At 41.4% G+C, this 23,999-nt stretch carries 21 protein-coding genes and 1 rRNA gene; all 22 read right to left on the minus strand.

Annotated elements, in window-relative coordinates; translation table 11 throughout:
• Window positions 1–225: ribosomal RNA gene (locus tag BS63_RS0105320) — 16S ribosomal RNA — on the minus strand; the annotation flags it as partial.
• A gap of 561 nt (window positions 226–786) precedes the next feature.
• Window positions 787–2,124, minus strand: coding sequence for an ISLre2 family transposase (locus BS63_RS0105325; RefSeq protein ID WP_002960204.1), 1,338 nt, complete (start codon window positions 2,122–2,124; stop codon window positions 787–789).
• 105 nt (window positions 2,125–2,229) lie between these two features.
• Entirely contained in the window at window positions 2,230–2,580 is a 351-nt protein-coding gene (locus BS63_RS0105330) for a hypothetical protein (protein WP_002960206.1), read from the minus strand.
• Between the two features lie 67 nt (window positions 2,581–2,647).
• On the minus strand, window positions 2,648–2,872 hold the full coding sequence (locus tag BS63_RS0105335) for a hypothetical protein (RefSeq protein WP_002960207.1): 225 nt from the start codon (window positions 2,870–2,872) through the stop codon (window positions 2,648–2,650).
• 81 nt (window positions 2,873–2,953) lie between these two features.
• Window positions 2,954–3,784, minus strand: coding sequence for a ParA family protein (locus tag BS63_RS0105340; protein ID WP_002960209.1), 831 nt, complete (start codon window positions 3,782–3,784; stop codon window positions 2,954–2,956).
• A 142-nt stretch (window positions 3,785–3,926) separates the two neighbouring features.
• Window positions 3,927–4,505, minus strand: a complete 579-nt coding sequence (locus BS63_RS0105345) for a hypothetical protein (RefSeq protein WP_002960211.1) — start codon at window positions 4,503–4,505, stop codon at window positions 3,927–3,929.
• A gap of 14 nt (window positions 4,506–4,519) precedes the next feature.
• Window positions 4,520–6,370: a peptidoglycan amidohydrolase family protein gene (locus tag BS63_RS0105350; protein WP_002960213.1), complete on the minus strand. Its 1,851-nt coding sequence runs from the start codon at window positions 6,368–6,370 to the stop codon at window positions 4,520–4,522.
• A gap of 12 nt (window positions 6,371–6,382) precedes the next feature.
• Entirely contained in the window at window positions 6,383–6,655 is a 273-nt protein-coding gene (locus BS63_RS0105355; protein WP_002960216.1) for a hypothetical protein, read from the minus strand.
• Between the two features lie 13 nt (window positions 6,656–6,668).
• On the minus strand, window positions 6,669–8,618 hold the full coding sequence (locus tag BS63_RS0105360; protein WP_028798471.1) for a virulence factor: 1,950 nt from the start codon (window positions 8,616–8,618) through the stop codon (window positions 6,669–6,671).
• Between the two features lie 11 nt (window positions 8,619–8,629).
• On the minus strand, window positions 8,630–9,283 hold the full coding sequence (locus BS63_RS0105365; protein ID WP_002960218.1) for a hypothetical protein: 654 nt from the start codon (window positions 9,281–9,283) through the stop codon (window positions 8,630–8,632).
• On the minus strand, window positions 9,273–9,602 hold the full coding sequence (locus tag BS63_RS0105370) for a hypothetical protein (protein WP_002960220.1): 330 nt from the start codon (window positions 9,600–9,602) through the stop codon (window positions 9,273–9,275). Before BS63_RS0105370 ends, BS63_RS0105365 begins: the two co-directional genes overlap by 11 nt.
• Before the next feature lie 99 nt (window positions 9,603–9,701).
• Window positions 9,702–9,983, minus strand: coding sequence for a BRCT domain-containing protein (locus BS63_RS0105375; RefSeq protein ID WP_002960222.1), 282 nt, complete (start codon window positions 9,981–9,983; stop codon window positions 9,702–9,704).
• A 2-nt stretch (window positions 9,984–9,985) separates the two neighbouring features.
• Window positions 9,986–11,974, minus strand: a complete 1,989-nt coding sequence (locus tag BS63_RS0105380) for a pLS20_p028 family conjugation system transmembrane protein (protein WP_028798472.1) — start codon at window positions 11,972–11,974, stop codon at window positions 9,986–9,988.
• A gap of 128 nt (window positions 11,975–12,102) precedes the next feature.
• Complete coding sequence (locus tag BS63_RS0105385) at window positions 12,103–12,612, minus strand: hypothetical protein (RefSeq protein ID WP_019776010.1); 510 nt, start codon at window positions 12,610–12,612, stop codon at window positions 12,103–12,105.
• Window positions 12,613–12,758: 146 nt separating this feature from the next.
• Window positions 12,759–15,872: a VirD4-like conjugal transfer protein, CD1115 family gene (locus BS63_RS0105390; protein WP_002960228.1), complete on the minus strand. Its 3,114-nt coding sequence runs from the start codon at window positions 15,870–15,872 to the stop codon at window positions 12,759–12,761.
• The gene (locus BS63_RS0105395; RefSeq protein WP_002960229.1) at window positions 15,865–16,122 is read right to left on the minus strand and encodes a hypothetical protein; all 258 of its coding nucleotides are present in this window, start codon (window positions 16,120–16,122) and stop codon (window positions 15,865–15,867) included. Before BS63_RS0105395 ends, BS63_RS0105390 begins: the two co-directional genes overlap by 8 nt.
• Window positions 16,123–16,263: 141 nt before the next feature.
• Window positions 16,264–17,733, minus strand: coding sequence for an LPXTG cell wall anchor domain-containing protein (locus BS63_RS0105400; protein ID WP_002960230.1), 1,470 nt, complete (start codon window positions 17,731–17,733; stop codon window positions 16,264–16,266).
• Between the two features lie 34 nt (window positions 17,734–17,767).
• Window positions 17,768–18,790, minus strand: coding sequence for an LPXTG cell wall anchor domain-containing protein (locus BS63_RS0105405; RefSeq protein ID WP_002960231.1), 1,023 nt, complete (start codon window positions 18,788–18,790; stop codon window positions 17,768–17,770).
• A 19-nt stretch (window positions 18,791–18,809) separates the two neighbouring features.
• Window positions 18,810–19,877, minus strand: a complete 1,068-nt coding sequence (locus BS63_RS0105410; RefSeq protein WP_002960232.1) for a hypothetical protein — start codon at window positions 19,875–19,877, stop codon at window positions 18,810–18,812.
• A 13-nt stretch (window positions 19,878–19,890) separates the two neighbouring features.
• Window positions 19,891–20,217, minus strand: coding sequence for a hypothetical protein (locus BS63_RS0105415; RefSeq protein ID WP_002960233.1), 327 nt, complete (start codon window positions 20,215–20,217; stop codon window positions 19,891–19,893).
• Between the two features lie 100 nt (window positions 20,218–20,317).
• A complete protein-coding gene (locus BS63_RS0105420; protein ID WP_002960234.1) occupies window positions 20,318–22,150 on the minus strand; it encodes an AAA family ATPase in 1,833 nt (610 codons plus the stop codon).
• Window positions 22,140–23,885: a type IA DNA topoisomerase gene (locus BS63_RS0105425; protein ID WP_002960235.1), complete on the minus strand. Its 1,746-nt coding sequence runs from the start codon at window positions 23,883–23,885 to the stop codon at window positions 22,140–22,142. Before BS63_RS0105425 ends, BS63_RS0105420 begins: the two co-directional genes overlap by 11 nt.
• Window positions 23,886–23,999 lie beyond the last annotated feature (114 nt).

The raw sequence follows: 23,999 nt of genomic DNA on the forward strand, positions 1-23,999 counted from the left end.
TGGCTTCTTTTAAACAGTTAACATGAGTTAACTCCTCTTATGCGGTATTAGCTATCGTTTCCAATAGTTATCCCCCGCTATCAGGCAGGTTACCTACGCGTTACTCACCCGTTCGCGACTCATTAGTAACACTGGAGCAAGTCCGGTGTTACCAATGCGTTCCACTTGCATGTATTAGGCACGCCGCCAGCGTTCGTCCTGAGCCAGGATCAAACTCTCATTTAATCTTTACTCAATCCGTCTCTGACAGATTTATTGCTTTTTTGACAGGTTAATTCCTTAACCCGCACGTCTTGGTTGCTTCGCTATTCAGTTCTCAAAGGTCTTTGTGCTTTTCTTAAAAGCAACTTTTATAGTTTACTATCTTTTTAAACACTTGTCAACAATTTTGAAAAAAATTCGTAAACTATTTTCTTTTGCTTTAATTTTTCAGCTTTTTAAGTTTAACATCTACTAATTCGACTGTCAATAGAATTACAAAAAACGTATGTGGAAAAATTTTTTAGAAAGCATCTGATAACCCTGAAAAGAGGCTCTTTTTAACCGAGACATAAAAAACTGAACAAATTTTACTTCGCCCAGTCTTGACATTCAAAAGGTTATCCTTTAAAATATATTAGACTGAGCAAGGCAGGAGTTGAAGTGATCTTGCTCGGTGAGCGGTGGTTCCAGCCATCGCTCTTTTTATTCATTTAATATAGGTATATTATAGCATACCATCCGCACTATAGCAAGTTTTTTTAAGCACTTTTTATAAAACTTTTACAGCAGATTATAAACTTATTTCTACCGTTTTGCAAGGTTAGTTTTTAAACCAGGCAGGTGACTTTTTCTTCTACCATCAAGGGGCTGATACTGCTTACTAAGCCGACGTTGACGGGCAATGATGTCCCCTGGTGTTTCAAGCTCTTTAGCAATTAGTTGCTTGTAGTCTGTCCTCCAGTCACCAAAGAATAGCTCTTCAAGGCTATTCTCATAAGTCAGAACTATTAACTGGCTCATAGTTTTTAATCCTCTTTGAGTCCAGTACATTCCCCGCTTTTTCATGCGATAAGTAATCTTTCGATGCTGGCTTTCCATAATCCCAATACCTGCTGGTTCTAACCCTCTTAACTTAGCTGGTTTGGTATATCTAAACCGACTGAGAAAGCGGGACTTGAAATTCTCAAAGTCCTCCTGCTCCTTTTCATCTGTAATCATAGACTCAACGGTGTCTAAGACAACTTTCAGTTTATGTCTGTTATGACTCTTTACAGCAGTAAAAGCCTGCTCTTGCAAGTCTTCAGGATAATTCCTAAAGAAGGCCCGTAACTCTTTATGCACGTGATAGGCATCCCAAAAATGTTCATGATGAATGATGCCAAGAGCCCTGGAAATTTCATCAAAGACTTGAGGGGTATAGCCAACACCACAATCCGAGTTGGTAATGAGCAAGGTCGTGTCCTTAATCTCATAGGTATTATAGAGATAATCCAGCAGTTCCCTTCTCGCTAATCTATGGCTAGGAGAAACAAACTCTTTCTTATCCATCAGCTGGAAACGTTTAGGCTCTATCTGCTGACTGCCTGTATGGACGACAAAGTGAGTCAAATCTGTATTTCGTTTCTCAGGGTCCCCTGACTTGGTTTTAATCATGGCTCCATCACCTTCAATGTAAATAACATCAACCGGCTTCTTTTGAGGCTGGTTGTTTTCATTGAAAAAGCGATAATCCTTCTTTTCATCCAGCAACTTTTCTGCTAACTTAGTAGCCTTAACAACTGTCGGTTTCGTAATCGTCACCTGGTAAAGTAAATCAATGACCTGGACCACTTTATCATAGGGCATCATGGTAGAGAGCTTGGCGATCTGATAGAGAAATTCATAAGAGTACCTAGAGTTTTTAGTCAAACCTAGCATGTCATCAACTGGAACAGCCCACTCCTTCCCTCTTTTCCAGCGTTTACGACTGAAACTAATCTCACCAAAGGTAAAGATGACCGTCCGCTCCATTGAGTGAACACAGCTATAGCCTCTAGCTCGCATACTAGAAGCGACCTGGTCATCATACTTAGCCAACCAGGCTCTAAAGTCCTCTTTTGTCGTCTCTGCATAGCTGGCCTTGAGTGAACTTTCATCAATCATACTAAACCCCTTTACTATTTTTGTTGGGTATTGTACCAAGAGGAAGAACGGACACGCAACTATTTTGCCCAAGAAAAAAGGCCTGAGTATCTCAGAACCTCATATCTATTTATTCGTAATACTTTTTAAAAATCCTTGACGAATTTTTCTAAGAAGAGCCTTAGTCTTTTTAAAGCTGTACTCCTCTCTCCAGAGGAAGAAACCTTCCAAGGCCAAAATCCCTACCAAGACCCAATTAAGAGCTGTTACTGCAGTTTGAAACCTTGTAAAGAACAGATAGCTCAACCAGCAGACCGTGAAGATAAAGCCCCCACTCGGCCAAAATCTCAACAACAGCAAGGCTAAAACCAGGCACATCATCTGGTCAATTCCAAAGGCAGCTATTCCCCAATTCCAGCCAAATAGAATGAAGAAAATAAATGATAGCCAATAAATTCCTCTTAAGATATAAAACATGGGGAACCTCCTACATTCTGATAATTATTTTAATCACTATTTTTATTAGGATTAAAACTTAGTCTCTTTAGTCATTATCTAGGTCATAATTTTCAATCCAATGATCCAGATAGGTAGCCGCAGCAGTATATCCAGCTTTAGCTGCCATCTTGTCTAACTTATCCCGATTAGCTGGCTTTAACGTGAACGAATAAGGCTTGGTACTTCTTCCTTTTGGACGACCAACCTTTCGCTTAGCTGGCGAAAGTTGTTCATTTAAGGCCGCCTGTAATTTTTCTTTTCTACTGACCACTGTCAACCTCCAAAATACTTGATAGCCATATTGTAGCAAATCTATTGTTTTTAATCAATATTAAAATAGATATTTTAATCCCTACTCTAAATCAAGTTTTAAAACCTTAAAGATAGATCTCAAGGTCTTCTTCAGCTGAACAAAGAAAGCTCGATGCTCGCTAAACATCTTAGGATCGTCCATCATATCCACAATAGTCCAATCTCTTGTATCCTGGTTAAACAGTTCCTTTTCAGGGATCTGACCAAGAACACTAGGGTCATCTTTCAATTCCGCTAGAAGTTCTTTTGACTTCTTCTTAGACTTAGAAATCTTATTAAGAATAAAGTAGGACTCTGCTTGAATCAAAGACTCTCTACTTGGTCGCATGATTTCTTCCTTGCGGTAGGCTTCAAGTCGGAGCTCTAAGTTAGCTTTCCCTTCAGCTGAGAAGTCCTTTCCTGGAGCAACAGGAGTCAAAGTGACATCACTAACGGCAATGGCATTCTTTGTGATAATGCCAAAGTCGGGGTGAGTGTCAATAAGAATGACATCATATTGTGCCAGATTCAATTCTTCACAATGTTCACTCAGCCAGTCGTAAAAAATAGTATTCTGATTAGACTTAGTCGCTAGACTAGCTTCGACTTCATCCAGTCGCATAGACCCAGGGATAAGGTCGATATTAGTAGAGACAGGAACAATCTCAACCGAGCCAACTCCTGTAAAAATATTAGCTACAGTACCAGTATTCTGATAGACATCAAAATAATGAGAGAGGTTACATTGGCTATCCAAATCTACCAAGAGAACCTTCAATTTAAAAGCGGCTAGGCGAGTAGCACAAAGTAGGGTAATGGTTGTTTTTCCATCACCGCCTTTTAGGGCGATTTCACTCATAGTCTTTGGCCATGGATGACGTAAAACTGGCATAAGTTGCCTCCTTTGATTTTATAGTCTTATTTTACCACACCTTTTTATTTTTATCAATATTAAAATACATATTTATATAATGTTTTTTATATTGTTTTTAATAACGATAAAAAGGTAGTTACCAAGTAACTACCTTAGTGAATTAGCCATAGGTCCCACCTAAATGACTTCCTCCCAAATGTTGAGAGAATTGAAGCTGGTCAACATCAAGATTGAAATTACCAGCGTAATAAAAGTTATCTTCCCCCGATTTTGTAAACGTACAGATAAACTGAACAACATCCTTGTTATCTGATTTTGATACTTCGACAGAAGATAACTGATAACCATTAACTTTTATAACCATGGCTAGCTGAGAAAGCTGACCCCCATGGGTAAAGCTAAGATGGTGATCATAAGAGGCTTCAACCTTTGAGAGATTTTGAGCTGTTGAAATATAGTCAACCGCATCCTTAATTGCCACCTGACATTTCTGGGCTTTATCCTCAGAAACCTTTTGGTAGGGATGTTCCAGCTTATTCTTAAGCTTTAGATGGTTTCGCTCATTCTTGGTCAGTCCCTTCATTGATTCATCTGACGAACTTGTCTGACTTGTCCGTGCTTGGTGAGGCTTATCAGACGGTTTCTGGCGAACGGCCACAATAATGATTAAAGCTCCAACAATGATACAAAGGGCTCCAATAATGATAGGGGTCAGCATTTTCTTTTGTTTTCCTTCCATATTTTTTCTGTCCTTTACTGCTTAGACCATTTTGGTTCTTGCTTATCAGGATAAGCAAACTCATATTGGCCATTGTCTAAGTCCGATTTACTAATAATCCGATAATTCCAGGTATCAACTTGGCCATATTGGCTGCCTGAGAGAGGGCTATTTTGTTCAATGATGAGAATAGAACCGTCATCAAAGACATGAGAGACAATCCCTGTATGACCAGCTCCAGCTCCTCCCGTTGGAGTTGAGAAGATAGCTCCAGCCTTAGGGGTCTTCTTAACCTGATTTTTAAAAATAGTGCTAGCCCAAGTTTTAGCCTGATTGGCCCCTGAACCCGAAGAAACAACACCTTGATGTCCCCAAATCAAATTACCGAGACTTTGACTCAAGTCAACACATTGCCCCCTATGTTCTTGCCAGTTATCAGGGCCACCATATTTCAGACCCAAAGCTTCAGGGTCATGAATATAAGGTTTCAAGCTACTTGGAGCATCAGAAGGTTTATAGCCCCATTCCTTGGCATCTGTTGGTACTTTACCTCCTTTATCTGAAGAGGAACCACTGCCGTCTGAGGAAGAGCTACTGTCATCATCATCTGTACTACAATTAGCAAGGCCTGAGCTACCAGCGTTCTTCAGTCGATAGATATAAACCGTTCCGTGATCAGAGGTCACTTTTGACTTATAGTCCTTGTAGTTATTCTTTTGGATACCATTATTAGAAGCAGAACAATGGATCATCTCTTTATCGTCGAGGAAGAGACCCGTGTGGCCATCTCCTCCACCGCTACCACCTTTAGTCCCCCAAATAAAGACATCTCCTTCTTGACGATCCTTGGTGTCATCATTTGAGGACCACTTGCCTTCATAGACCTTCTCGTAGCCATTACTAATCAGCCAATCGTGCTCGGTCTCGGTTGAAACTGGAGCATTACCGCTGGTCTTAGAAGCCCCATTAGCCGTTAGTGCATAGTAGAGTGATGAAGAACAATCATAGGAGTTTGGGCCTGTCCTAGCGGACATAGAATAGGTAACCTTGCCAATCTTATCCTTATACCATTGTTCAGCTCCGCTAAAATCAACGCTGCTATCAGAATCACTACTACCATCATCTGAACTATCAGAAGAAGAACTTCCACTATCGCTTTTAGATCCTGGATTTTTGACAGGCTTCTCTCCGTATTTCTTGATGGCTTCCTTGTCCAGCCATTCATACTTTTTCCCTAAGGAATCGTAAAGACTATCTAATTTACTTTGATAATCAGGTGCTTGGGCATAATGCCCCTCGACAACTGCCTTAATAACAGAATGGCCATCTGTATTATTAATAGCTTTAGCGTAGTTAGAGTTGTTATAAAGAAACTCTGCTTTTCCTAAGATCCCAGCATCAAAGCTTTTGTAATAGGTATATACCCCAGGACCATCCCCAACAGTTGTCCCTGGTCCACTACCAGCTACAGCATCATCTCCATACTTTTTAATCGTGATAGGATAATCTGCCTTAGAGGTCCATTTGACACCCCCCATATTATGGGCCTGAGCAAAGGAAGGAACTGCTGAACTAAAGCTAGTCTCCTGCATACTTTGAGTGATAGAAAAAGTCGGGAGTACCCCAGCCTCTTTCCAGCTATCCATGTAGGCTTCTTTATGTTTCTTGACGAAATCATCCACAGAAGCATTAGCGGATGAAAGCGAATCATCAGCTGAAAAAACGCTGGAGCTGGTATCATCTGTATTACAGTTGGCTCCTGAGCCACCCACAGCTCCTGACACCGCCCCAAGGATAGAGACCACAAGAACTATAGCCACAAAGAGGCTACCAATAAAGGTACTAATAAAGAGCCACTTTCTTAGCTTTCGCATGGTTTCATACATGGCTCCACCTCCTTACCAAAGGCCTGCCATAGTCATAAATAATAAATAGAGCAATAAAAATGGAATACCAATCCAAATCCCCGCTATTTTAAGCGAGCGGATAAACTCTTGGTCTCGTTCTTCTTGAGCTCTGAGGCGTTCAGGATCGGACTCCCCTTCAGAGGAAAAGTATTCCTTTTGTCGTCTGCCCATTTCTTTACGAATGGTAACGTAATCATGAAACTTAGCTTTTCGTTTTTCAATGGGACCCATACCATAGTAAGGGTCATTTTTCCGTCTAAACATCCTTTATCCTTTCTTAGTACATTTGACCATAACGATACTGGTCGTAATCCAAATAGCTTTGTGTAAACACAATATTTCCGACACCAGCTATATTTAAGAAGAGCTCGCCTTTTTCTAGGCTAGGTAAAGACTCCAATTCCGATTCAGTCATAGAGCCAGCTAAGGCATTGGCCAACAGGGGAACAGAAGTTTCATCGGTTTGAGCCAGTACCCTGTACTGCATCATTCCAAATATCCGTCTTACGGCAATAACATAGGGGTCTCGGTCAATCCCATCACCTGAACCAAAGATAATACCCTGGAGAGAATTGACGGAGAGAACAACGCCAGCAAAGTTATTCCCCATGGAACCAATAACACTTGCCAAGGTCTCTACACTCAATTCAAACCGGGGATCAAGCAATATTTGGGCTTCACTAATATTAACAATATAGTGAGGCATATCTTCTTCTGCTAGCTGAGGATTTTCACGCATGGCTTGCTTGCATCGTTTCCCATTATTAACCACATCTGCTGAGATAATAGAAAGGACATTGAAGACTTGAGCGTTAAAGAGATTATCATTACCTTTCAATTTTGAAAAATCGAAGGTAACAACTTGTTCTTGTGAAATATCTTCAAACTCAGTTGTCCCCTCAAAGATAGCAGCATGACTACTTAACATCCCTCGGAAGGTCTTCTTAATCCTCCTAGTCGCCGCTACCTCAAGCTTATCAACATTAGACTTAGACAGTAGTTCTTGTTCATAATCTTCCAGAAACATGATGAAATCAGATAGAACTGGATATTCTTCCCTAGCTAATTTCGTAGCCCTAAGCTCATTCTCATGAAGCTCAGGATTACCAAACCAAAGGTCTTCTTCAATATAAAAATCATTGAGAATTTCCTGAAAGGTTGTTAAATCATCATTGGTGACATCCGCATTCATCAACTTAAGAATGTTCTTAAGTTTACTGATATGAAGGTTGTAAGACTCCTTCTCATCAACATCAATCCCATTTTCCATGGTTGCCTGAGGAAAGATCTGGAAGATATTAATCCGATTTTCACCACCAGAAAGGTCAAGGATTTTTCCGTGTTGCTTACGGGTTAAATCATTAAAAGCACCTGAGGCATCAATATTTCTGATGAAATGACCACGATGATAAAGGTCATCAGTATGGCGTAGTAGGAAGGTTGTTTGCCCCATTCTAGGATTACCCGAAATAATCATAAAGGAGCGAGTTCGCTTATCATCACGTGTCAAAAAATTGAAATTGACCACTCCTTCAGTTTTGGTCAAGCCATATAAGGAGCCACGTTCATCTTCTAGCTTTGTGTGATTAAAGAAGTAACCACCAGCTAAATCATGAGCACGGACAGTTTGGGGCTTACGTCCATTAGGCAAGAGGATTTGTTTAGAAGTCGGCACAAAAGGTGCATGGTATTCCAATTCTTGTTCGCCTAACAAAATCGTGCATTTATAAGCAGACGTTTTATCTTTTATTTCCTCAACCTTTGTGAAAAGCTCATCTTCAGTCCAGGCAGAGACATAGACCCGAACATAGAAGGCCAAGACCCCAATGTTTTGCTTATCAATTTCTCGGAACATCTGCCGAAGGTCAGCTACTTCATCAATTTCCTTCATGTTTGTAGTTGTCTTAGCTTGTTCCGAAATCCGAGTCATCTTTTCTTCAATGGACCTTTCAAGCTCCTTCTTAACCTCATCACTATCTCGATGCAAGATAGAAACAAAAGATTGAGTATCCTTCAACTGAGTCAAGTCCTGTAGCCAGAAACGTTCAAGGCCCTCAGAAGGGTAGGCATAAAAGTGTAAACAGGTATGATACCCATCACCGCTTTTCCAATAATCATCCGCATGAAAGATAATTCCTCCTTGCGGTTGAATCCGCCAGAGAAAATCTAAATCGTAACCGTCTTCTTTTAGCTGCCGTTGGCGTTTTAGTGAAAGCGTTGTTGGCATTTCTATCCTCCCTATACTTTTTCGTTCATATTGTTGTACTGCTTAATAATCTGGAATTTTTTCCAGCTAGGAATTTCCCTAGGCATAAAGCCACTATTACCATAGCGTTTAGCTTTAGAGACAACCTCATCTAATTCCTCGGTCGTTTTCCCCCAAAGCCATAGGATAAATTCATGGTTGTAGTTTTTCTTTCGGATAACCTGCTCAACCTGAATTCTGACCTTTAAGCCGTCTTCTCGATCTTTCAGCTGAAGATACCGTTGGCTACCTTCGGAGACCTCTTTAAGATTTTGACGGACATCCGCCAGGATATGCCGTAAATGCTTAATTTGAGGATCCGTATTTGTTGGCAAGGTGGTTGTTTCAATCTGACAGTCAGGGGTGAAACGAGTCAACCATAAGCGATAATTCAAGAGAACCCGTAAGATTTCCTTTTCAGACAAAGAATCTAGGTCCTTTCCTGGAATCTCCATCAGCTGAAGATACCCATTATCAACCAGGTCAATATATCCTTTACGAGTTGTCATTATAGCCTTGGTATCAATCCCTTCAACAGTGGAATGAAGGTCAAAATAGGTTTGATTATCAATTTTGGCATTTCGCCAAGGTCTTGTCAGCAAACTAGAGCCTTGCCGCTCCTCTCGGCTACTTCTTTCAATTGGCATGGGGGTTTTCCTCCTTTTTTTCTATAGGATTTAAAGCTGTAAAGCGATGACGGCGAAGGGTAAGGGTTAGCCAGACGGCATGATAATTTCGCTTACCACCGTTATAGGGAAGCAATAAGTAAATAGCCAGACTAGGAACTAACACAATAAAGAGCAACATCTGAACCAACATTGTTGGTGGAAAAAAACCAGTCGCAAACATAAAGGTCACAGTAATGGTTACTGCAACAATGACGAAGTCCCTTATCAGGAACATCCACATTTTGGAGACGGTCTTAATATCTTTGACAATCCCAAATTGTTCAAAATTTTCATCCATGAATTCTTTCCTTTCTGGTTAAGATATAAAGAGTTTAAAGGATAATGGTCTTTTTAAAAATTTACCGACAGCTCACGGACAAACTAAAAAAAGAGTCCCCTAGCGGAGACTCTTCATCAAGCTGAAGAAATCATCTTCACCAATAATAGTGAGTGCTTGACCAGAGGCTTGCCTGGTCTTAGCTGCCTGATATTTAAGTGAGCGGTTATCAGGATTAAAGAGGTCCAACTGCTTGTGTCCAGCGATTAAGAGGGTAGTCCTATCAGAGACAAAGCCCTGATAAGTTCCCCCTTGGTCCTGGACAAAGTGAATGGCTTGGTCTCTCGTGACTGGTCGTAGACTTCCTGTTATGGCCACAACTTGGTTTTGAAAAACTCCCATAATTAATCCTCATCACTGGTATAACCCTTGATATGATTTTGACCACTACTCAATTGTTGGCTCCCTTGTTGGAGACTACTCTTAGCCTGACTGAGATTAGACCGAGCTTGAGAAGCATGGCGTTTCGCATAACCCTTGGTTGGGTCATAAGCAAGGCCTGCTTTCTTAGGGGGATGGTTTTGCTTAGCCCCTTGATTTAGAGCATTATTAATACCGCTGCTATCACCGCTGAAGTTATCTCTTATGTCAGAAGCACTTTGTTGTTTATCCATCGGATCAGTTGTAAAGGCATTGTGAGCACCGACTGAAGCATTGTCAAATTGGTCAGAAGCTTTATCTAGGACACCATTAGCCTGTTCTTTGCCCCAATCCATTCCTGATTGGATAGAGTCGGAAACTTTTTGCCAACCGTTTGTAGCACCGCTTTTTAGAGCACCGCCAACGCCTTGTTCCCGCATGGCTTCATTAATACCTTTGAGAGCTGCAGCTGTCTTATTAGCACCACCAGCCACTTTCTTGGCTCCTCGACCAGCAGCTTTAGTTCCAGCCCAAGCGGCTTTAGCACCAGCTGCTGTTGCCGCAGCTGCACCATGACCAGCTGCCGTTGCTCCTTGAGTCAAGGCACCAGTCATCAGCAAGCTACCTGCGACCTGTTGCATCGCATCCGCATGACCAGTTGAAACACCTAGCCAACGCTCAATAAGGGATGTTCCTTGTATCGCAGCGAGGAAGGTTCCGAGGTAAACCAGAGCAGAAGCCATGACTTGTTCCCACATGGTCAATCCGCTGAAGAAACTGGAGTCCAGACCCTTAACAGCTGCCAGACTAATACTTGGGAAGTCTCGGCAAATTTCTAGCACAACCCGCATGATGATGACCTCAAAGAGAATGCCCATAAAGGCTCCAAAAATGGTCATCACAAACTCCTTAAGCTTCTTAGAACTCGAAGCTGCAGTAAAGTAGCCATAGGCTGGGAAAAGCATGCCTTGAATCAAAATATCCACCACAGACTTAACCAACTTAACCGACATAAAGAGGAGCAGGAAAATCAGCAAGCCATACTGCAGGTACATTCCTATCCAGTTGACTTGATAACGCATGTAGACAGACTCTAAAGCATTTAGTTTCTTCATCATCCGATGCTCATCAATGGTACTTATACCTGAACCATTAGCATCCAACTTATGAAGCATAAGACCTTTCACACCTTTATAAGCTCCATTATTTTCAGAGTCCATATCTTCAAGCACCGCTGTATCAGTCGCCCCATAGTTTGCGGTAAAGTCAAGATTGGTTACAAAGTTAGAACTGGTTCGCTTCTTGGTACTGTCCGTAATGTAGTTGAGCTGCACCCCAGATTTTTGATTAGGCTTGAGGTTTCCTTGGTCATCCAACTCAAATTTGGAAGTGTCCCAGTCGTTGTTAATCAAAGCCTTAAGGTCAACCACATTTGACTTCATTGGTTGAAGAGCTAAAGAACTAAACTGCTTGCCATTACTCGACATGGTTTGAGCTGTTTGGGCACCCTTAGCGAAGGCCGTCGACACCGTCGTAACTAGAAACGGTAAAACACAAATGATAAAAGTCACTTTCAGAAAGTTGGTAATGTACTCCCCATACTTGGGCTTCTTCCCCCAAGCTGTTGAAATCATCTTATAAGTGAAGACCAATAAGAATCCTGATAAACCAAAGAGTTGACCGTAATGGTAAATCTGGCCAATAATGGTCTTTTGATCCCCTAGGTAGCCGAAAAGGCCAAAGAGCTTAAAGAGATTGTTGTAGACATGTTCCAAAGCCGCCGTAATCTGGTACATAGCCTTGGCAATGCCTCCTGGTAAAATGTAAATAAAGGCCCAGAAGGTCGACTGAGGATGAAGATACTGAGACCAATAGTGATAGAACTGAGACAATTTACTAGCATTGTCCCCATCAATATCGCCATTTAAAGATTTGACATCATTCATCAAGTCAGAAAATTTGGCATAATCCATACATAGACTTATCCTTTCTATTTTTGATAGCTAAAGAATAAGGGATAATGGATTTTTACAAAATTTACCGACAGCTCAAGGAAAAGAAAAAAAGAGCCTCACAATTTGTGAGACTCCAAATTTATAAATTAGTTAGCGGTACCATTAAAATCAAACCACTCATCTTGAGTATCTGCTTCTAGTTGAAACATGTGCATCTTTTCTCCGCCATTTGTCAAAACAATACAATATACTTCTGCAGCGTCTGCATCGTTCCTCAAGTCCTTTTTGAATGTATCAGTCTTAATTAAAAAATAATCTTTTCCTTTCAGTTCTGACTTATGTTTATTAAATACCTTTTGAATATTGGTGAAATTTTCAACCTTGCTAAAGTCCTTTTCAGTGATAACTTTAAAATAGATACTCTCACCAGATGAATTTGTTATCGTATGCTTTTTAGTATCAAATTTTAAAGTATCTTTTCCACTATCATCATTAAACACAGAGCTTGTATAGCCTATTCCCTTTGTAATACCAGTATAAGAGGACTTCAAATCAGTTGAAAGACCTTCTTTTGTATGCTTATGACCACAGGCCGCCAAGGTAAATATAGCCGCAACTGATAGTACAGCTAATAAAACTTTAAATGCTCTTTTCATTAGATTTCTCCTATTTCCGCTTTATTTATCGTAAGTATAACAAAGATGAGGATTATAATCAATATAAAAATAACTACTTTTTGTTTTTTATCATTATTTTTATAATGATTTATAATAGTATTAGAATACTTATTTTAATACCGACTTTAAAGGACATCGCTCATGTCTTCTAAGTCCCAATCATCTTCAAAACTAGGGGCTTCTTCTTCAGCTGGAAGAGCTACATCACCGCCCAGGACGGAAGCAACATGAGAGGCTACTTGTTCCTCATAGGTTTCAAATTGTGTAGCTATAGGCCGTTTACGAGGAGCTAATTTAGGGGCTTCTCCTTGTCGCATTGGATTTAGCAGCAACATTCGCCAGCTAATAAGATTATCTAAAGCCTGGTCTGCAGGGACAGCGACATCCTGCAAATCCAGATGACGGTGAGGACTATCAACTGGAATGTCTGAGAAGCTCTTGGTTTGGTCAAACTCATCCTGCAAGAACATATACCGCATTGGCATAGCTGTTTTTCCTGTTAGAAAGATAGGGTAAGTGGTAACCTTAAAGCCCATTTTATCCCTAGCTTTAACCCCACGTAGGATAAGAGCCTCCCCTTCTTGCAGTTTAGCTAATTGGCTCTTGTCCAGTAGTTCTTGTTTGTCCTGTTGAACATTAACATTGGGATTAGCTTCATCACCTAGGATATTACTGGAGCGATTGCGAACTGTTATTGTCTTGTGGCCTGACTCACGGCTGAAATACTCAGTTGTCTTACCCTTGGATTTGATATAGACTTGTAAAGAACAGTTATCTTTGATGGTCTGGGCTATCTTCTCTCCATACTTTTCATCCAGTTGTTCAAAGTTTTGAACCCAAAGATAATAAAGGATATTGAGTCCCAGATTGATAGAAATCTTAGTGTCCATATTAGGAATGGCTGGAAGATTGGTAAATTCATCAAGAATTTGGATAATTTGATTGACACATTTCCGACCAGGAGCCATGCCAGCCAATTCTGCATTGACATTAAAGAGCTGATCTAGGAATAGAGAAATCAGAGCATTATATTCTGTTTTATTTGGTGGTGTCACCAGAAAGATGGCCTTAGGTTTATCTGAATAAACCAGATCAATGTCTGAAGTCTCTAAAAGGCTTCCTACAGGCTGAGAAAGGATAGAAAGGTCAATCCTGTTTAGAATAGGTTGCTTCGTGTACTCATCCAAGATATAGCGTTTAGTGCCCTCATGACACTGATAAACCTTTTGAGCTGCAATTTCAAAGACTTCATCTTCAAAGTCAATCATAATCGTAAACCGATTTGGGAGTTTTGGTTCAATTACCAAGTTAAGATAACCATAACCGTCCACATCAGCTGCTTGGTGATCAACGTGGATTGTTTCTTTTGTCATCCCAGCAAAATTTTTAGTGCTTTTAATCGTAACCTTAGCTTTCCTGTAGGCATAGCTATTGGCCAGCTCTTTATTGGTACTGGACTTAAAGTAGATGACTAAACGACGTGGGAAGCCAAAGGAAGCCAGGTCAACAGAATTCATTGAAGTCATCTTAGCAATATTATCTTGGAGATAGAGGTTAATCCCTGACATCACACTAGAATAGATATTCCCTTGGGTTTCTCCGACCGCAAAATTTGACGAGGCAAAAGCTAAAATAGCTTGTTCTCTAAATTTAGAAAATTGTACTTGATTGACCTTTTGCAGGTTATCAAAATAGGCAGTAATTTTTGAGCAACGTTCGACAATCATATCTTGAGTTGGATTATCAATCAAGTTACCGTCTGAATCCATATAGACCGTTTCAGAACCCAAATTAGTCATGAATTTGGCAATATTGCGGATGGTAACTGTAGACCAGGCATCCTCTTCTCCATTTTTTACTGTCTCATGAGCACGGTCTAATAAGGCCATAGATACTGCTGTAAATAGAGCAATAGAGCTATCTTCAAAGTATTTAGCATTACCATTGCCTGCCCCTGGTTTCGTATGACGATAAATGGATTCCGCAACTGAATTGATATAGCTTTGAGTCTTCTCATAGTAACCCTTTTTTGCAGCATTGATAGCCAGCTGCAAAGGCTGATAGGACATTGAGTAATCTATATTGAGATACGAGAGCACATCAACATCATAGCCTCGTTTTCGCAGGGTTTCATACTCTGACTGATAATGTTCCCCCTTGGGATCGCCAATAATCATAGAGGGCTGAAATTCAGCCCGACTATTCATTTCAATAGTCGTTGTAATCCACCCTTCCCCTTTACCTGAGCGAGTCATCCCAGCTGATAAAACATTGACGGTCCCATCGTCAATAAAATAGGTACCTGATGGGGTCGAGAAATTTCCTAAGAAACGTTGACAATTGCTTAACCAACTGCTTAGTTTGCGATTTTGCCAGAGCATTTGACTGCCAAGAGTAAGACCAGGTAAAGAGTTTTTTCTTAAGTGCATTACAGGAAAGCCTCCACGGCCAGGATAGGTCTTAGTTTTGTTAGGGATAGCTTTGTATTGTCGCTTAACCTCGTTAATTGTCGTAAAACGATCATTTCCTTTTTCGTTATTATTATAATCTCGATACTGCTCAAAATTGACCCAAGCAGAGCGCCAAGCCATATAGAGACCAATAGCGAATAACGGTAAAGCTAAGATAGGAGCAATCTTAAATGCTTCAAAATAAAAGAGCCTACTCAAAAGAATACTGGACCAATTAAATTGGACCAAATCTAAATGACTAGTAACCGATTGATATAAAAAGTGATTAATTGCTCGAATAACTGAGACAGCATAACAGGTCAGAAATAGGGCACTGAGACTAAAAACCAGTCCCATATTAACGACAGAGCGGTAAGTCCGAAAGCGTAAGAAAGGTTTCATTTCTCGATTAAAACGATTAGACTCACGGCCTTCTTTTGAAAAGGTACGAAAGAAGAACTGTCTCACTTGATAAGTTAAACGGACAAAGCCGTTTAGAACAAGTAAAAATAGCCAAGTCACAGGCCAGAAAATTAAACGAGCCACTTCTTTTGGCCCTTTTTGTTTTACCTTTTGGCTCAACCGTTTAGGAGATAGGTTTGACTTCAACTCCTGAGGGTGACCGGACCAATACCTGATTGTTTTGATAAATCTGCTTAGTGGTAGCTTATACCAGTGATAGAACTTATAGGTTAGATACCCAATAACAGAAAGACTGAGAAGCCCATTTAACCAGCTGGAAAAAGCGAAGGTTAATAGCCAATCAATTAGTAGTTTAATACTAGACATAAGTATCTTCCTCCTGTTCCTGATGCTTGAGTGAATACCGCTCTAATTGTCCTAGATGTAAATTGGAATAGCGGAACAACTGGAACTGAGTTGATTCCGTCAACGAGAGAAATCGATCTTTAAATTGTTGGACAAGTTGAGAGAGATCGCCACAATAAAATAACTGCTGTCTCTCTTCTTGTCTTAGTTGAGTTTCCAGCTGAAGAGAATCAGCCAACAAATCATCCATAGTTTCAGAGTCAAGTGCCATAGTAAAGCTCCTTTCTTTTAATTTTATGACTCTAGCATAAAGGATAATAGGCCCTCAGAAAATTTACCGACAAGCCAGAGACAACTAAAACCACCCCAGAATTTTCTGAGATGGCCCTAGTAGTCTTATCAAAATTCCTTTCTAGTCGTTTTCTTCAGTTTCTTTTGTTTTGAGTTTAAATCGGGCAGCTCCCATAGCTGACATACCAACAAAGATAGCTCCCAAGGCTACAGCATTTACAGAACTCTTATCACCTGTTTGAGGTAAGGCAGCAGCCTTAACAGGTTGAGCTGGGGCCTTTTGAGGGGCTGGTGTCGTTTGACCAGGTTGAGGGGCTGGCGTTTTAACAGCTAGCTGATATGTATGATAATTAGCCTTAACGGGTTCTGGTTCAGCTGGATTAGAGAGCTTAACAAGGGTAATTTTGTCTGGTTGTTTATTGTCAGTTTGGAACTGAACTTGAACCTGACCATGAGTATTGATAATCCAATTATCATCTACCTTCAAGACTTCCAGCAAGTCACTTTTTGTACCATTACCAGCAACGGTTACAGTCTTATTGATAGCAGAATTCTTGTTAATGTCTTGTGACAGGTTATTGTCAACATTGTAGATACCAGACCGCCAAATGATATTACCGTCTAGGTCTTTCACAACCATTTCAGCATTCTTATTGACGGCCGTACTTGGACGGTAATTGGTATAGACGTACTTACCAAGGTCTACGCTATCAATCGTAATGGATTGGCTACCATCACCATTAGACGTAGAGTGCCAATTCAACTTACCGTCCAGGACACCAGTACCAAGGTTTCCCAAGCGATCATTGTCCCCGTCATTCATATCATGAGTAAGTTGGAAAGCACCCGTTTCTGAATTAACGGTAGCGTGCATTTCGGAATTACCATATTGCAAGCTATCCACGTTTTGAGTGGTTTCTTGCATACTAGCTTTAAAGGCCGTGGAATTTAGATAGTCAGCCAACTGTTTATTGAGATTATCAACCGCAGACTGGTTCTGCTTTTGGACATCTTGGGCCTTTTGAGTAACTGCCTTATAGGCCTCAGGCGTTTTACCTTGGTCTACAGGCTCGGTCTTAACCTCTGCCACGTAGTCCTTATGGCCATTAGCCATTTGGTCTGCCTGCTCATTGGTAGTATCTACGGCCTGTTTAGCTTCCTGATAGGCTTGGTTCGTTTCGGTAGCTTGCTTTTGAGCTTCCTGCAGAGACTGAACCTGATTAGCCTGATCAGCAGCAATTTCAGCTTGTTTATTAGCTAAATCTTGGTCATTTTGAGCCACTCCCATGTCCTTGGCAGGCTCTTGAGTGACCTCAACGCCTGCATTTTGGGCATTGGTAGCAGCAGTTTCTACTGTGGAATTATCAACAGAAACGGACTGCACATTAGCCTGTTCAGCCGTCTGTGAGGTAACTGGTGCTGTTTGAGGCTCTTGTGCTGGTGTCGCTTCATCAGCAGATACTACTGTACCAGCTCCCAAAGCCAAAGCTCCAGCCACGGCTAAAGTACCAAGCAGAGTCTTACCACGTTTGCGGTAAGAACCATGGCCGTTGATTTTATCAGTCGCATTGAATAAAAGTTGTTTGTTCATTAATTTTTTCTCCCTCAATATACTGTTATTTAATTTAATCCTTTTTAGTAAAAAGTTTGAACTTGCTTTGCATGAAAAGCAATACCGCACTAAGGACCATGCCTAATCCAGAAGCCATAACGGCTGAACTAGCACCGTCACCTGTATGAGGCAAGGTCTTCATTTTTCCGTCATCTCCCTTAACGCTAAGCGTTTTATCAGAGTTGACTGTAGCCCCAACGCTACCTGGGTCAACCGCTTGAGTTGATCCATCACTCTGGCTGACAATAGGTTGGCCATTTTGGACAGAGACAATAGTAGAGCCATTTTCAGTTGTGACAGGGGCTTCTGGGGTGACATCCTGAACTACTTGTCCAGTAACCTCACTGGTCAAACCGACTTGGCTTTGACCTTGGTCATAGGCTTGGCCAGCGGTTGGTTGACTGGACTGATTAGTTGGCTGAGAAGATTGGTCTCCTTTATCAGCTGGTTTAGCTTGTGCTTGGTTACCAGGCTGTGACTGACTATCAGGTTTTCCCTGGTTGGAGTCACTAGCATCTGGAGTGGACTGATCCGGTGCTGCTTGTGGCTGTCTCTCCTTGTCCTTATCTGATGATGAGGAAGGGGTTGAAGAACTTGGAGCAGAGCTATCAGGAGTTGAAGCCCCTGAGTTATCACCACTTGCACTTGGAGCTGTATCTCCCTGGTTGCCAGCTGGCTGCGAAGCCTCTGGTACACTTGGAGTGTCCGATGAGGCAGGAGCTGAATTATCTTGTGATGGCTGTTCTGATGGTTGACTAGCTTGACTACTACTGCTTCCTGTGTCATAACTTGACGGGGTTGAGCTACTTGGTTGGCTCACATCACCACCTGCAGGTTGAGTATCTGAATTTGAGGCTTGTCCTGAATCAGGAACAGTCGGCGTTGAATTATCAGCTGCGGGCTGAGAAACAACTGTCGCAGCTGAGGTTTGTGGTTGAACGCTTTGAGATTGAACCTCATCCGCAAAAGCTGCACCACCACTTGATAGAGCAAAACCAGCAACGAGAACGCTAGTCAATACTTGTTTTTTTGTCATGATTTACTTTCCTTTCTAATTACTTATCCTTTGGATAAGTTTCTTCAGTTGGTTCTGCTGTTAGAACAAAACCATAATCACTTTTTTTGTTTTCCTTGACCTTGAAGGTTAAGCGAGATTGCTTCGTATCATCCTTGGTTTTAAGCCCCAATACATAATTAAGGGTATAGGTCTTAGACTGTTCATCATAGCTTACCCCTTCCAGGATGGTCGAAGTAATCGTCGCATCTTTTGGAGCTGTGTATCTTGCATCTCCCTTATCTAGGAAAGGTTTTAAAGTGTCCTTGTTATTACTGTAATAAGCGGACAAGAAATACCTTGAAAAGGTATCAACCTGGTGCTCATGGGTTTGAACTTGTTTAGCATTGGTGAACTCTGAATAGAGATAGTTTGTCTGTTTAGCCAGCTTACTAGCTCGCCCCAAAAAAGAAAAACCAAAGAATAGGCCAAGCAAACCTACACATAGACCAGAAATAGCTACAATTTTCAACCAACCCGGAGTCTTGGTCGAACTAGCTACTGGTAGTCTTGTCTGTGCTTCCTGAGCTTCCTCCTTCAACTTCTCTGTCTCGGTTGCCTCAGGAAATTCTGGTAAGTCTTCCTCGCTGATAGCCCAGTTGTTTTTATTCAGACTGTCAACGTAATCAGGAAATACTTGATCTGTAAAATAAGCTTTCTTTTTGGCATAAGGATAGGATTTGAAATTATCCTGGATCAAGACTGCCTCCATGAGTAAGGATAACAAATCATTAAATTGGTCATCAATAACCAAGGGTTCCAAAAAAACCTCATCTTGTGTAGAAGCAAGCCCATCCTTTTTATGACAAACCCTCAGAGCCTTGAGCTGAAACACGCCAAACTGCCGTTTTAGATTATCTAACAAGACCATTGTCTGATAAAAGGTCAGATAAGGTAAGGTTTCTTCTAGTAAAAAACTGGTTTCTGGCATTACCGAATCAATCCCTTGAATCAAAGCTGACAAAGCCTCGTTGGTTTCAGGTGAGTAACCTTCTTCCCAGTCAACTTTTATAAAGAGCTTATCAGAGATCACGGTCTTTTCACCTGAAGAAAATAGGGAAAAAGCCATTAGCTATACCTCCTTAGTATCCAAATGTTTGTTTACCCCAAGTATAAGCCCATAAGAGTGCACCAGGGATTATACCAATTCCCATAGCTGCCAAAATTATACCACCAAGCTTATCCTTCATGGCTTGCTTTTTTTCACGACCCGCAACACCATAAATAATTAGTGTAACTACCGCAGCAACAGCCAACCCTGCAAGACCAACTGGAATAATCCAGCCCCTTAACTCATCAATCCCATTTTTAGCGGGAGTAAATGGGTTATTTCCAGCTGCCAATGTCAGTCCAGCCTTCTGAACTTCAAAAGTAGCTGATTGAATTTTTGTTGTCAAAATTTCTTTCATCGATGAATGTCTCCTTTATTTAAATAATTTATTTTTTTGACGGTCCTATAGTAAAGGAAAAAAGAATTTTAGAAAATTTACCGACAGCTCACGGACATTTTTACGCAACTTCTTGCAAGATGGCTTCAAATTCCAAGTGCTGCCGTTCCTTTCTGTGGGACTCATCCTTTAACTCCCCAACCGCCGAAATAATAATATGATAGCCCGCAGATGAGCCGTGTTCTCTTCTGAGTCGTCGCTTTAAATCAGCGATTGGAGCGACAACTTCGTCTGAAATAAGACGGGCCAATGGTCGAGCACCATTTTTCTCATCGGTTCCATTACGAGATAAATAATTGGCGACTGCCTGATCATAGCTAACACTCATACCATGTTTAGCTAGGCGTTGGGCAACTAAATCCATATCCTTATCGACAATTTTCAAAATAAGTTTCTCTGTCAAAACATTGAAAATCAGTTTATAGTCAAAGCGGTTAATAAACTCAGGACGTAAGTCATTTTTTAGAACCCTGTTCATATTCTTTTCAAGCTTTTTCAATTGCTCATTGTCCAGTTTGTCAATATCCCCTTTAATGTCAAACTGATCATTTACCTTCCGAGCACCCAGGTTGGTCGTCATTAAAACTAGGGTATTCTTGAAACTTACCAGCCGTCCAGTCGCATCTGTCAAGCGACCATCATCCAAAATCTGTAAAAACAAGTCTAGAACACTGGCATCAGCCTTTTCAATTTCATCAAAGAGCAAAACACTATAAGGTCTCCGTTTGACTTTCTCGGTCAAGTCCCCTTTCGTTCCAGTTTTAGCATCCCCAATCAGCTTCTTATCGTCTCCTTTTTCCATATATTCAGACATGTCAAAGCGGATTAAAGACTCCTCGGAACCAAAGAGACCTTGAGCTGTTGCCTTAGCAAACTCCGTTTTCCCAACCCCAGTAGGACCAAGCAAAAGGAATGTTCCAAAGGGCTTAGATTCATCCTGCAGGCCTTCCTGGGCGATAGAGACGGCCCTAATCATGGCATCAATCACACCATCCTGACCTTTAACTCTTTGATGAAGGGCATCAGATAACTTTTCCAGTCGGTCATCAGTACCTTGAAGGATAGTGGTAACTGGAATACCTGTTTTTCGTCTGAGAATTTCAGCAACTTCAGCTTCAGTAATTTCAATTTGTCCTCTACTAGCAGCTAGGCTTCCTGCTTCGTCAATTAAATCAAAGGCCTTGTCAGGTAGGTATTTATCGGTGATATAGCGTATAGATAGACTAACCGCTTGACGAATAGCTTCCTCAGAATAGGTCACTTGGTGAAACTCTTCATAAGGAGCCTTGGCCAAGTTGAGAATTGTTATAGCTTCTTCTTCTGACGGTTCATCAATCATGATTGGTGGCATCCGCCGCTCTAGGGCTTTGTCTGTTTCAATGTATTGGTGATATTCATCCAAAGTAGTCGCACCAATTAATTGAATTTCCCCACGAGCGAGGACTGGTTTGATAACATTCCCTGCATCAAGGGCTTGGCCTTCCTGACCGCCAGCCCCAACAATGGTATGAATTTCATCCATAAACATTAAAACTTCGCCTCGTCGGTCAACTAGTTCATCAATAATCTGCTTAAATTTAGCAATAAAATCACCCTCACCAGTCAAGCTAGAGAGTTCTAGGTTATAGACGGTTAGTCCTTGTAATCGGGCAGGAACCTGTCCCCTAGCAATTCTTAGAGCTAGCCCTTCAACAACGGCAGTCTTACCGACACCTGGCTCACCGATTAAAACAGGACTATTCTTTCCCTTTCTCAGAAGGGCAAGGATAACATCTTCCACTTCTTCATCACGGCCATAAACTTCATAATCGTCAGGTTTAGACAAAACCTTGGACGATAAATTATTCGCAAATTCCTCTAAAACACTTGGTTTCTGTTCGGTTTCACCTGCCATAAATTCCTCCTTTCATCTGCTGGACCAACTTCTCTTTGATGCCCTCAACAAATTCCCCTGGTGAAAGTTCTCCTTTGCCAATCTGCTCTAAGAAATTTTCCCAGCCAGCCGTTGTATTGGGGTCTGAGAAATCATTATCTTTAAGTGCAGAGACCAGAAGATAACCTTTTTGTGTAGGGTATAATTGACCCGATTGTTTATCCATCTGAACATAGCCGACCTCTTGAATTTTCTTCAGCATGGCTGCCCTGGTCGCTGAAGTCCCCAGACCATAACTTGGCAAGACCTGACCCATCAGTAGGCTTTCGGTCAGCCGTCTTGGCGGTTTAGTCATTTCAGAGCGGACCACTGCTTTAGTTGGTACTAAATCATCTAGTTGATAGTCAGGTAATAGACTATCCTTACGGACTTTTGTTTCCAGTAAGTCCCGCCAACCAGGCTCTAGAATACGGTGGCCCGACGTTTTAAACTCAAGCCCCTTATTCAGTAAGGTCATTTGAGTTGTTTCATAACTATAATCCTTGGCAAACATCAGCAAGCTCCGCTTGACAACCGCTTGATAAATCAAGCGTTCAGCTGAAGGAAGTTGAAAGAGGTCTGGAATTTTTTGGGTTGGAATGATGGCGTAGTGAGACCCGACCTGGCTAGGGTCTACATAAGCCTCCCTAGGTTCAGGATGAGCGACTTCAAAGTGACAATCAATGAGTTTTTGGTAGTCAGCTACTAAACCTTTTAAATAATCAAATTCTTTGAAAGTGATATGAGTCTTATCCTGATTCCTTGGATAAGAGATATAGCCTTTCAAATAAAGACTTTCCAAATGTTTCAGGGTCTCATCTGCTCGCAAGCCAAACCGCTTAGAAGCTAAGGCTGTCAAACTAGAGTAAGAAAATAAAGGGGGGGCAAGTTGCGTAACCCTCTTCCCTTCTATTCCAATGACTCGGCTCGATTTATCTAGTCCTCGCAAGAGCCCCAAAGCCTCCTCGCTTGTTTCTAAGGGGTCTTTATAAGTAAAAGTCACTTGATAAGTTGTATCATGTAGGTCAAGCTTATAAAAGGGCTTCGGCTGGAAAGTCTGTATAGCTAAGTCGTTTTCACAAATCAGCCGTACGATTGGCGTTTGAACCCGACCGACTGACAAGGAGCTACCTTTTCCTCTCCTCAACTTTCCTTGATACTGCAGATTTAGGGTCGTAAAAGGCGATAGATTCATTCCTACCAGCCAATCACTTTGACTTCTCGCTTCTGCTTCCAAAAAATAGTTATAAGTTTCCTTTGGATCCCTCAAGTTTTGGAAGGCTTCCTGAATACCTTCAGGGCTCATAGACTGGACCCATAGCCGTTTAGCAACCTTATCTAGTCCTCCAGGAATATGAGATAGAATCGCATAAGCAATCCGTTCCCCTTCCCGATCGGCATCCGTCCCAATAATCACCTGATCCGCTGCCTGAACTTCCTGGGAAATCCGTTTAAAGAGGTCTTTAGACCGCTTATCTTTTTTCAGTTGGAGATCCTTAAAGGAAATGTCCAACAAAGGCAGTTTGGACAAGTCCCAATTATCTTGAGGCAGAGGATACTCAAACAAGTGCCCCTCAGGAGCAATTACATGAACCTCTCCTTCAAAGAAAGGACTGGAACGGACAATAGAGACTGGTCCATCATTGGTAGCCTGCCCCAAAGCCTTGGCATAGGCCTTCCGCTGATCAGATTTTTCGGTTAATATTACTGTTTGCATTCATAAAATAATTCCTTTCTAATTAAGATAGATAGAGTTTAAGGGATAATGGCTCTTTTGAAAAATTACCGACAGCTCACGGACACATCAAAAAAGAGTCCCACGTGGGAACTC

Origin of the sequence: Streptococcus sobrinus DSM 20742 = ATCC 33478, assembly GCF_000686605.1 — a bacterium.
Classification (GTDB): Bacteria; Bacillota; Bacilli; order Lactobacillales; family Streptococcaceae; genus Streptococcus; species Streptococcus sobrinus.

What these genes read in the sequence shown, in the direction of transcription:
- BS63_RS0105345 (WP_002960211.1), bottom strand. Translation starts at nt 4,505, where the DNA reads ATGGAAGGAAAACAAAAGAAAATGCTGACCCCTATCATTATTGGAGCC.
- BS63_RS0105395 (WP_002960229.1), bottom strand. Translation starts at nt 16,122, where the DNA reads ATGGCACTTGACTCTGAAACTATGGATGATTTGTTGGCTGATTCTCTT.
- BS63_RS0105410 (WP_002960232.1), bottom strand. Translation starts at nt 19,877, where the DNA reads ATGGCTTTTTCCCTATTTTCTTCAGGTGAAAAGACCGTGATCTCTGAT.
- BS63_RS0105380 (WP_028798472.1), bottom strand. Translation starts at nt 11,974, where the DNA reads ATGGATTATGCCAAATTTTCTGACTTGATGAATGATGTCAAATCTTTA.
- BS63_RS0105340 (WP_002960209.1), bottom strand. Translation starts at nt 3,784, where the DNA reads ATGCCAGTTTTACGTCATCCATGGCCAAAGACTATGAGTGAAATCGCC.
- BS63_RS0105415 (WP_002960233.1), bottom strand. Translation starts at nt 20,217, where the DNA reads ATGAAAGAAATTTTGACAACAAAAATTCAATCAGCTACTTTTGAAGTT.
- BS63_RS0105425 (WP_002960235.1), bottom strand. Translation starts at nt 23,885, where the DNA reads ATGCAAACAGTAATATTAACCGAAAAATCTGATCAGCGGAAGGCCTAT.
- BS63_RS0105325 (WP_002960204.1), bottom strand. Translation starts at nt 2,124, where the DNA reads ATGATTGATGAAAGTTCACTCAAGGCCAGCTATGCAGAGACGACAAAA.
- BS63_RS0105360 (WP_028798471.1), bottom strand. Translation starts at nt 8,618, where the DNA reads ATGCCAACAACGCTTTCACTAAAACGCCAACGGCAGCTAAAAGAAGAC.
- BS63_RS0105400 (WP_002960230.1), bottom strand. Translation starts at nt 17,733, where the DNA reads ATGAACAAACAACTTTTATTCAATGCGACTGATAAAATCAACGGCCAT.
- BS63_RS0105405 (WP_002960231.1), bottom strand. Translation starts at nt 18,790, where the DNA reads ATGACAAAAAAACAAGTATTGACTAGCGTTCTCGTTGCTGGTTTTGCT.
- BS63_RS0105350 (WP_002960213.1), bottom strand. Translation starts at nt 6,370, where the DNA reads ATGTATGAAACCATGCGAAAGCTAAGAAAGTGGCTCTTTATTAGTACC.
- BS63_RS0105365 (WP_002960218.1), bottom strand. Translation starts at nt 9,283, where the DNA reads ATGCCAATTGAAAGAAGTAGCCGAGAGGAGCGGCAAGGCTCTAGTTTG.
- BS63_RS0105385 (WP_019776010.1), bottom strand. Translation starts at nt 12,612, where the DNA reads ATGAAAAGAGCATTTAAAGTTTTATTAGCTGTACTATCAGTTGCGGCT.
- BS63_RS0105375 (WP_002960222.1), bottom strand. Translation starts at nt 9,983, where the DNA reads ATGGGAGTTTTTCAAAACCAAGTTGTGGCCATAACAGGAAGTCTACGA.
- BS63_RS0105355 (WP_002960216.1), bottom strand. Translation starts at nt 6,655, where the DNA reads ATGTTTAGACGGAAAAATGACCCTTACTATGGTATGGGTCCCATTGAA.
- BS63_RS0105390 (WP_002960228.1), bottom strand. Translation starts at nt 15,872, where the DNA reads ATGTCTAGTATTAAACTACTAATTGATTGGCTATTAACCTTCGCTTTT.
- BS63_RS0105370 (WP_002960220.1), bottom strand. Translation starts at nt 9,602, where the DNA reads ATGGATGAAAATTTTGAACAATTTGGGATTGTCAAAGATATTAAGACC.
- BS63_RS0105330 (WP_002960206.1), bottom strand. Translation starts at nt 2,580, where the DNA reads ATGTTTTATATCTTAAGAGGAATTTATTGGCTATCATTTATTTTCTTC.
- BS63_RS0105420 (WP_002960234.1), bottom strand. Translation starts at nt 22,150, where the DNA reads ATGGCAGGTGAAACCGAACAGAAACCAAGTGTTTTAGAGGAATTTGCG.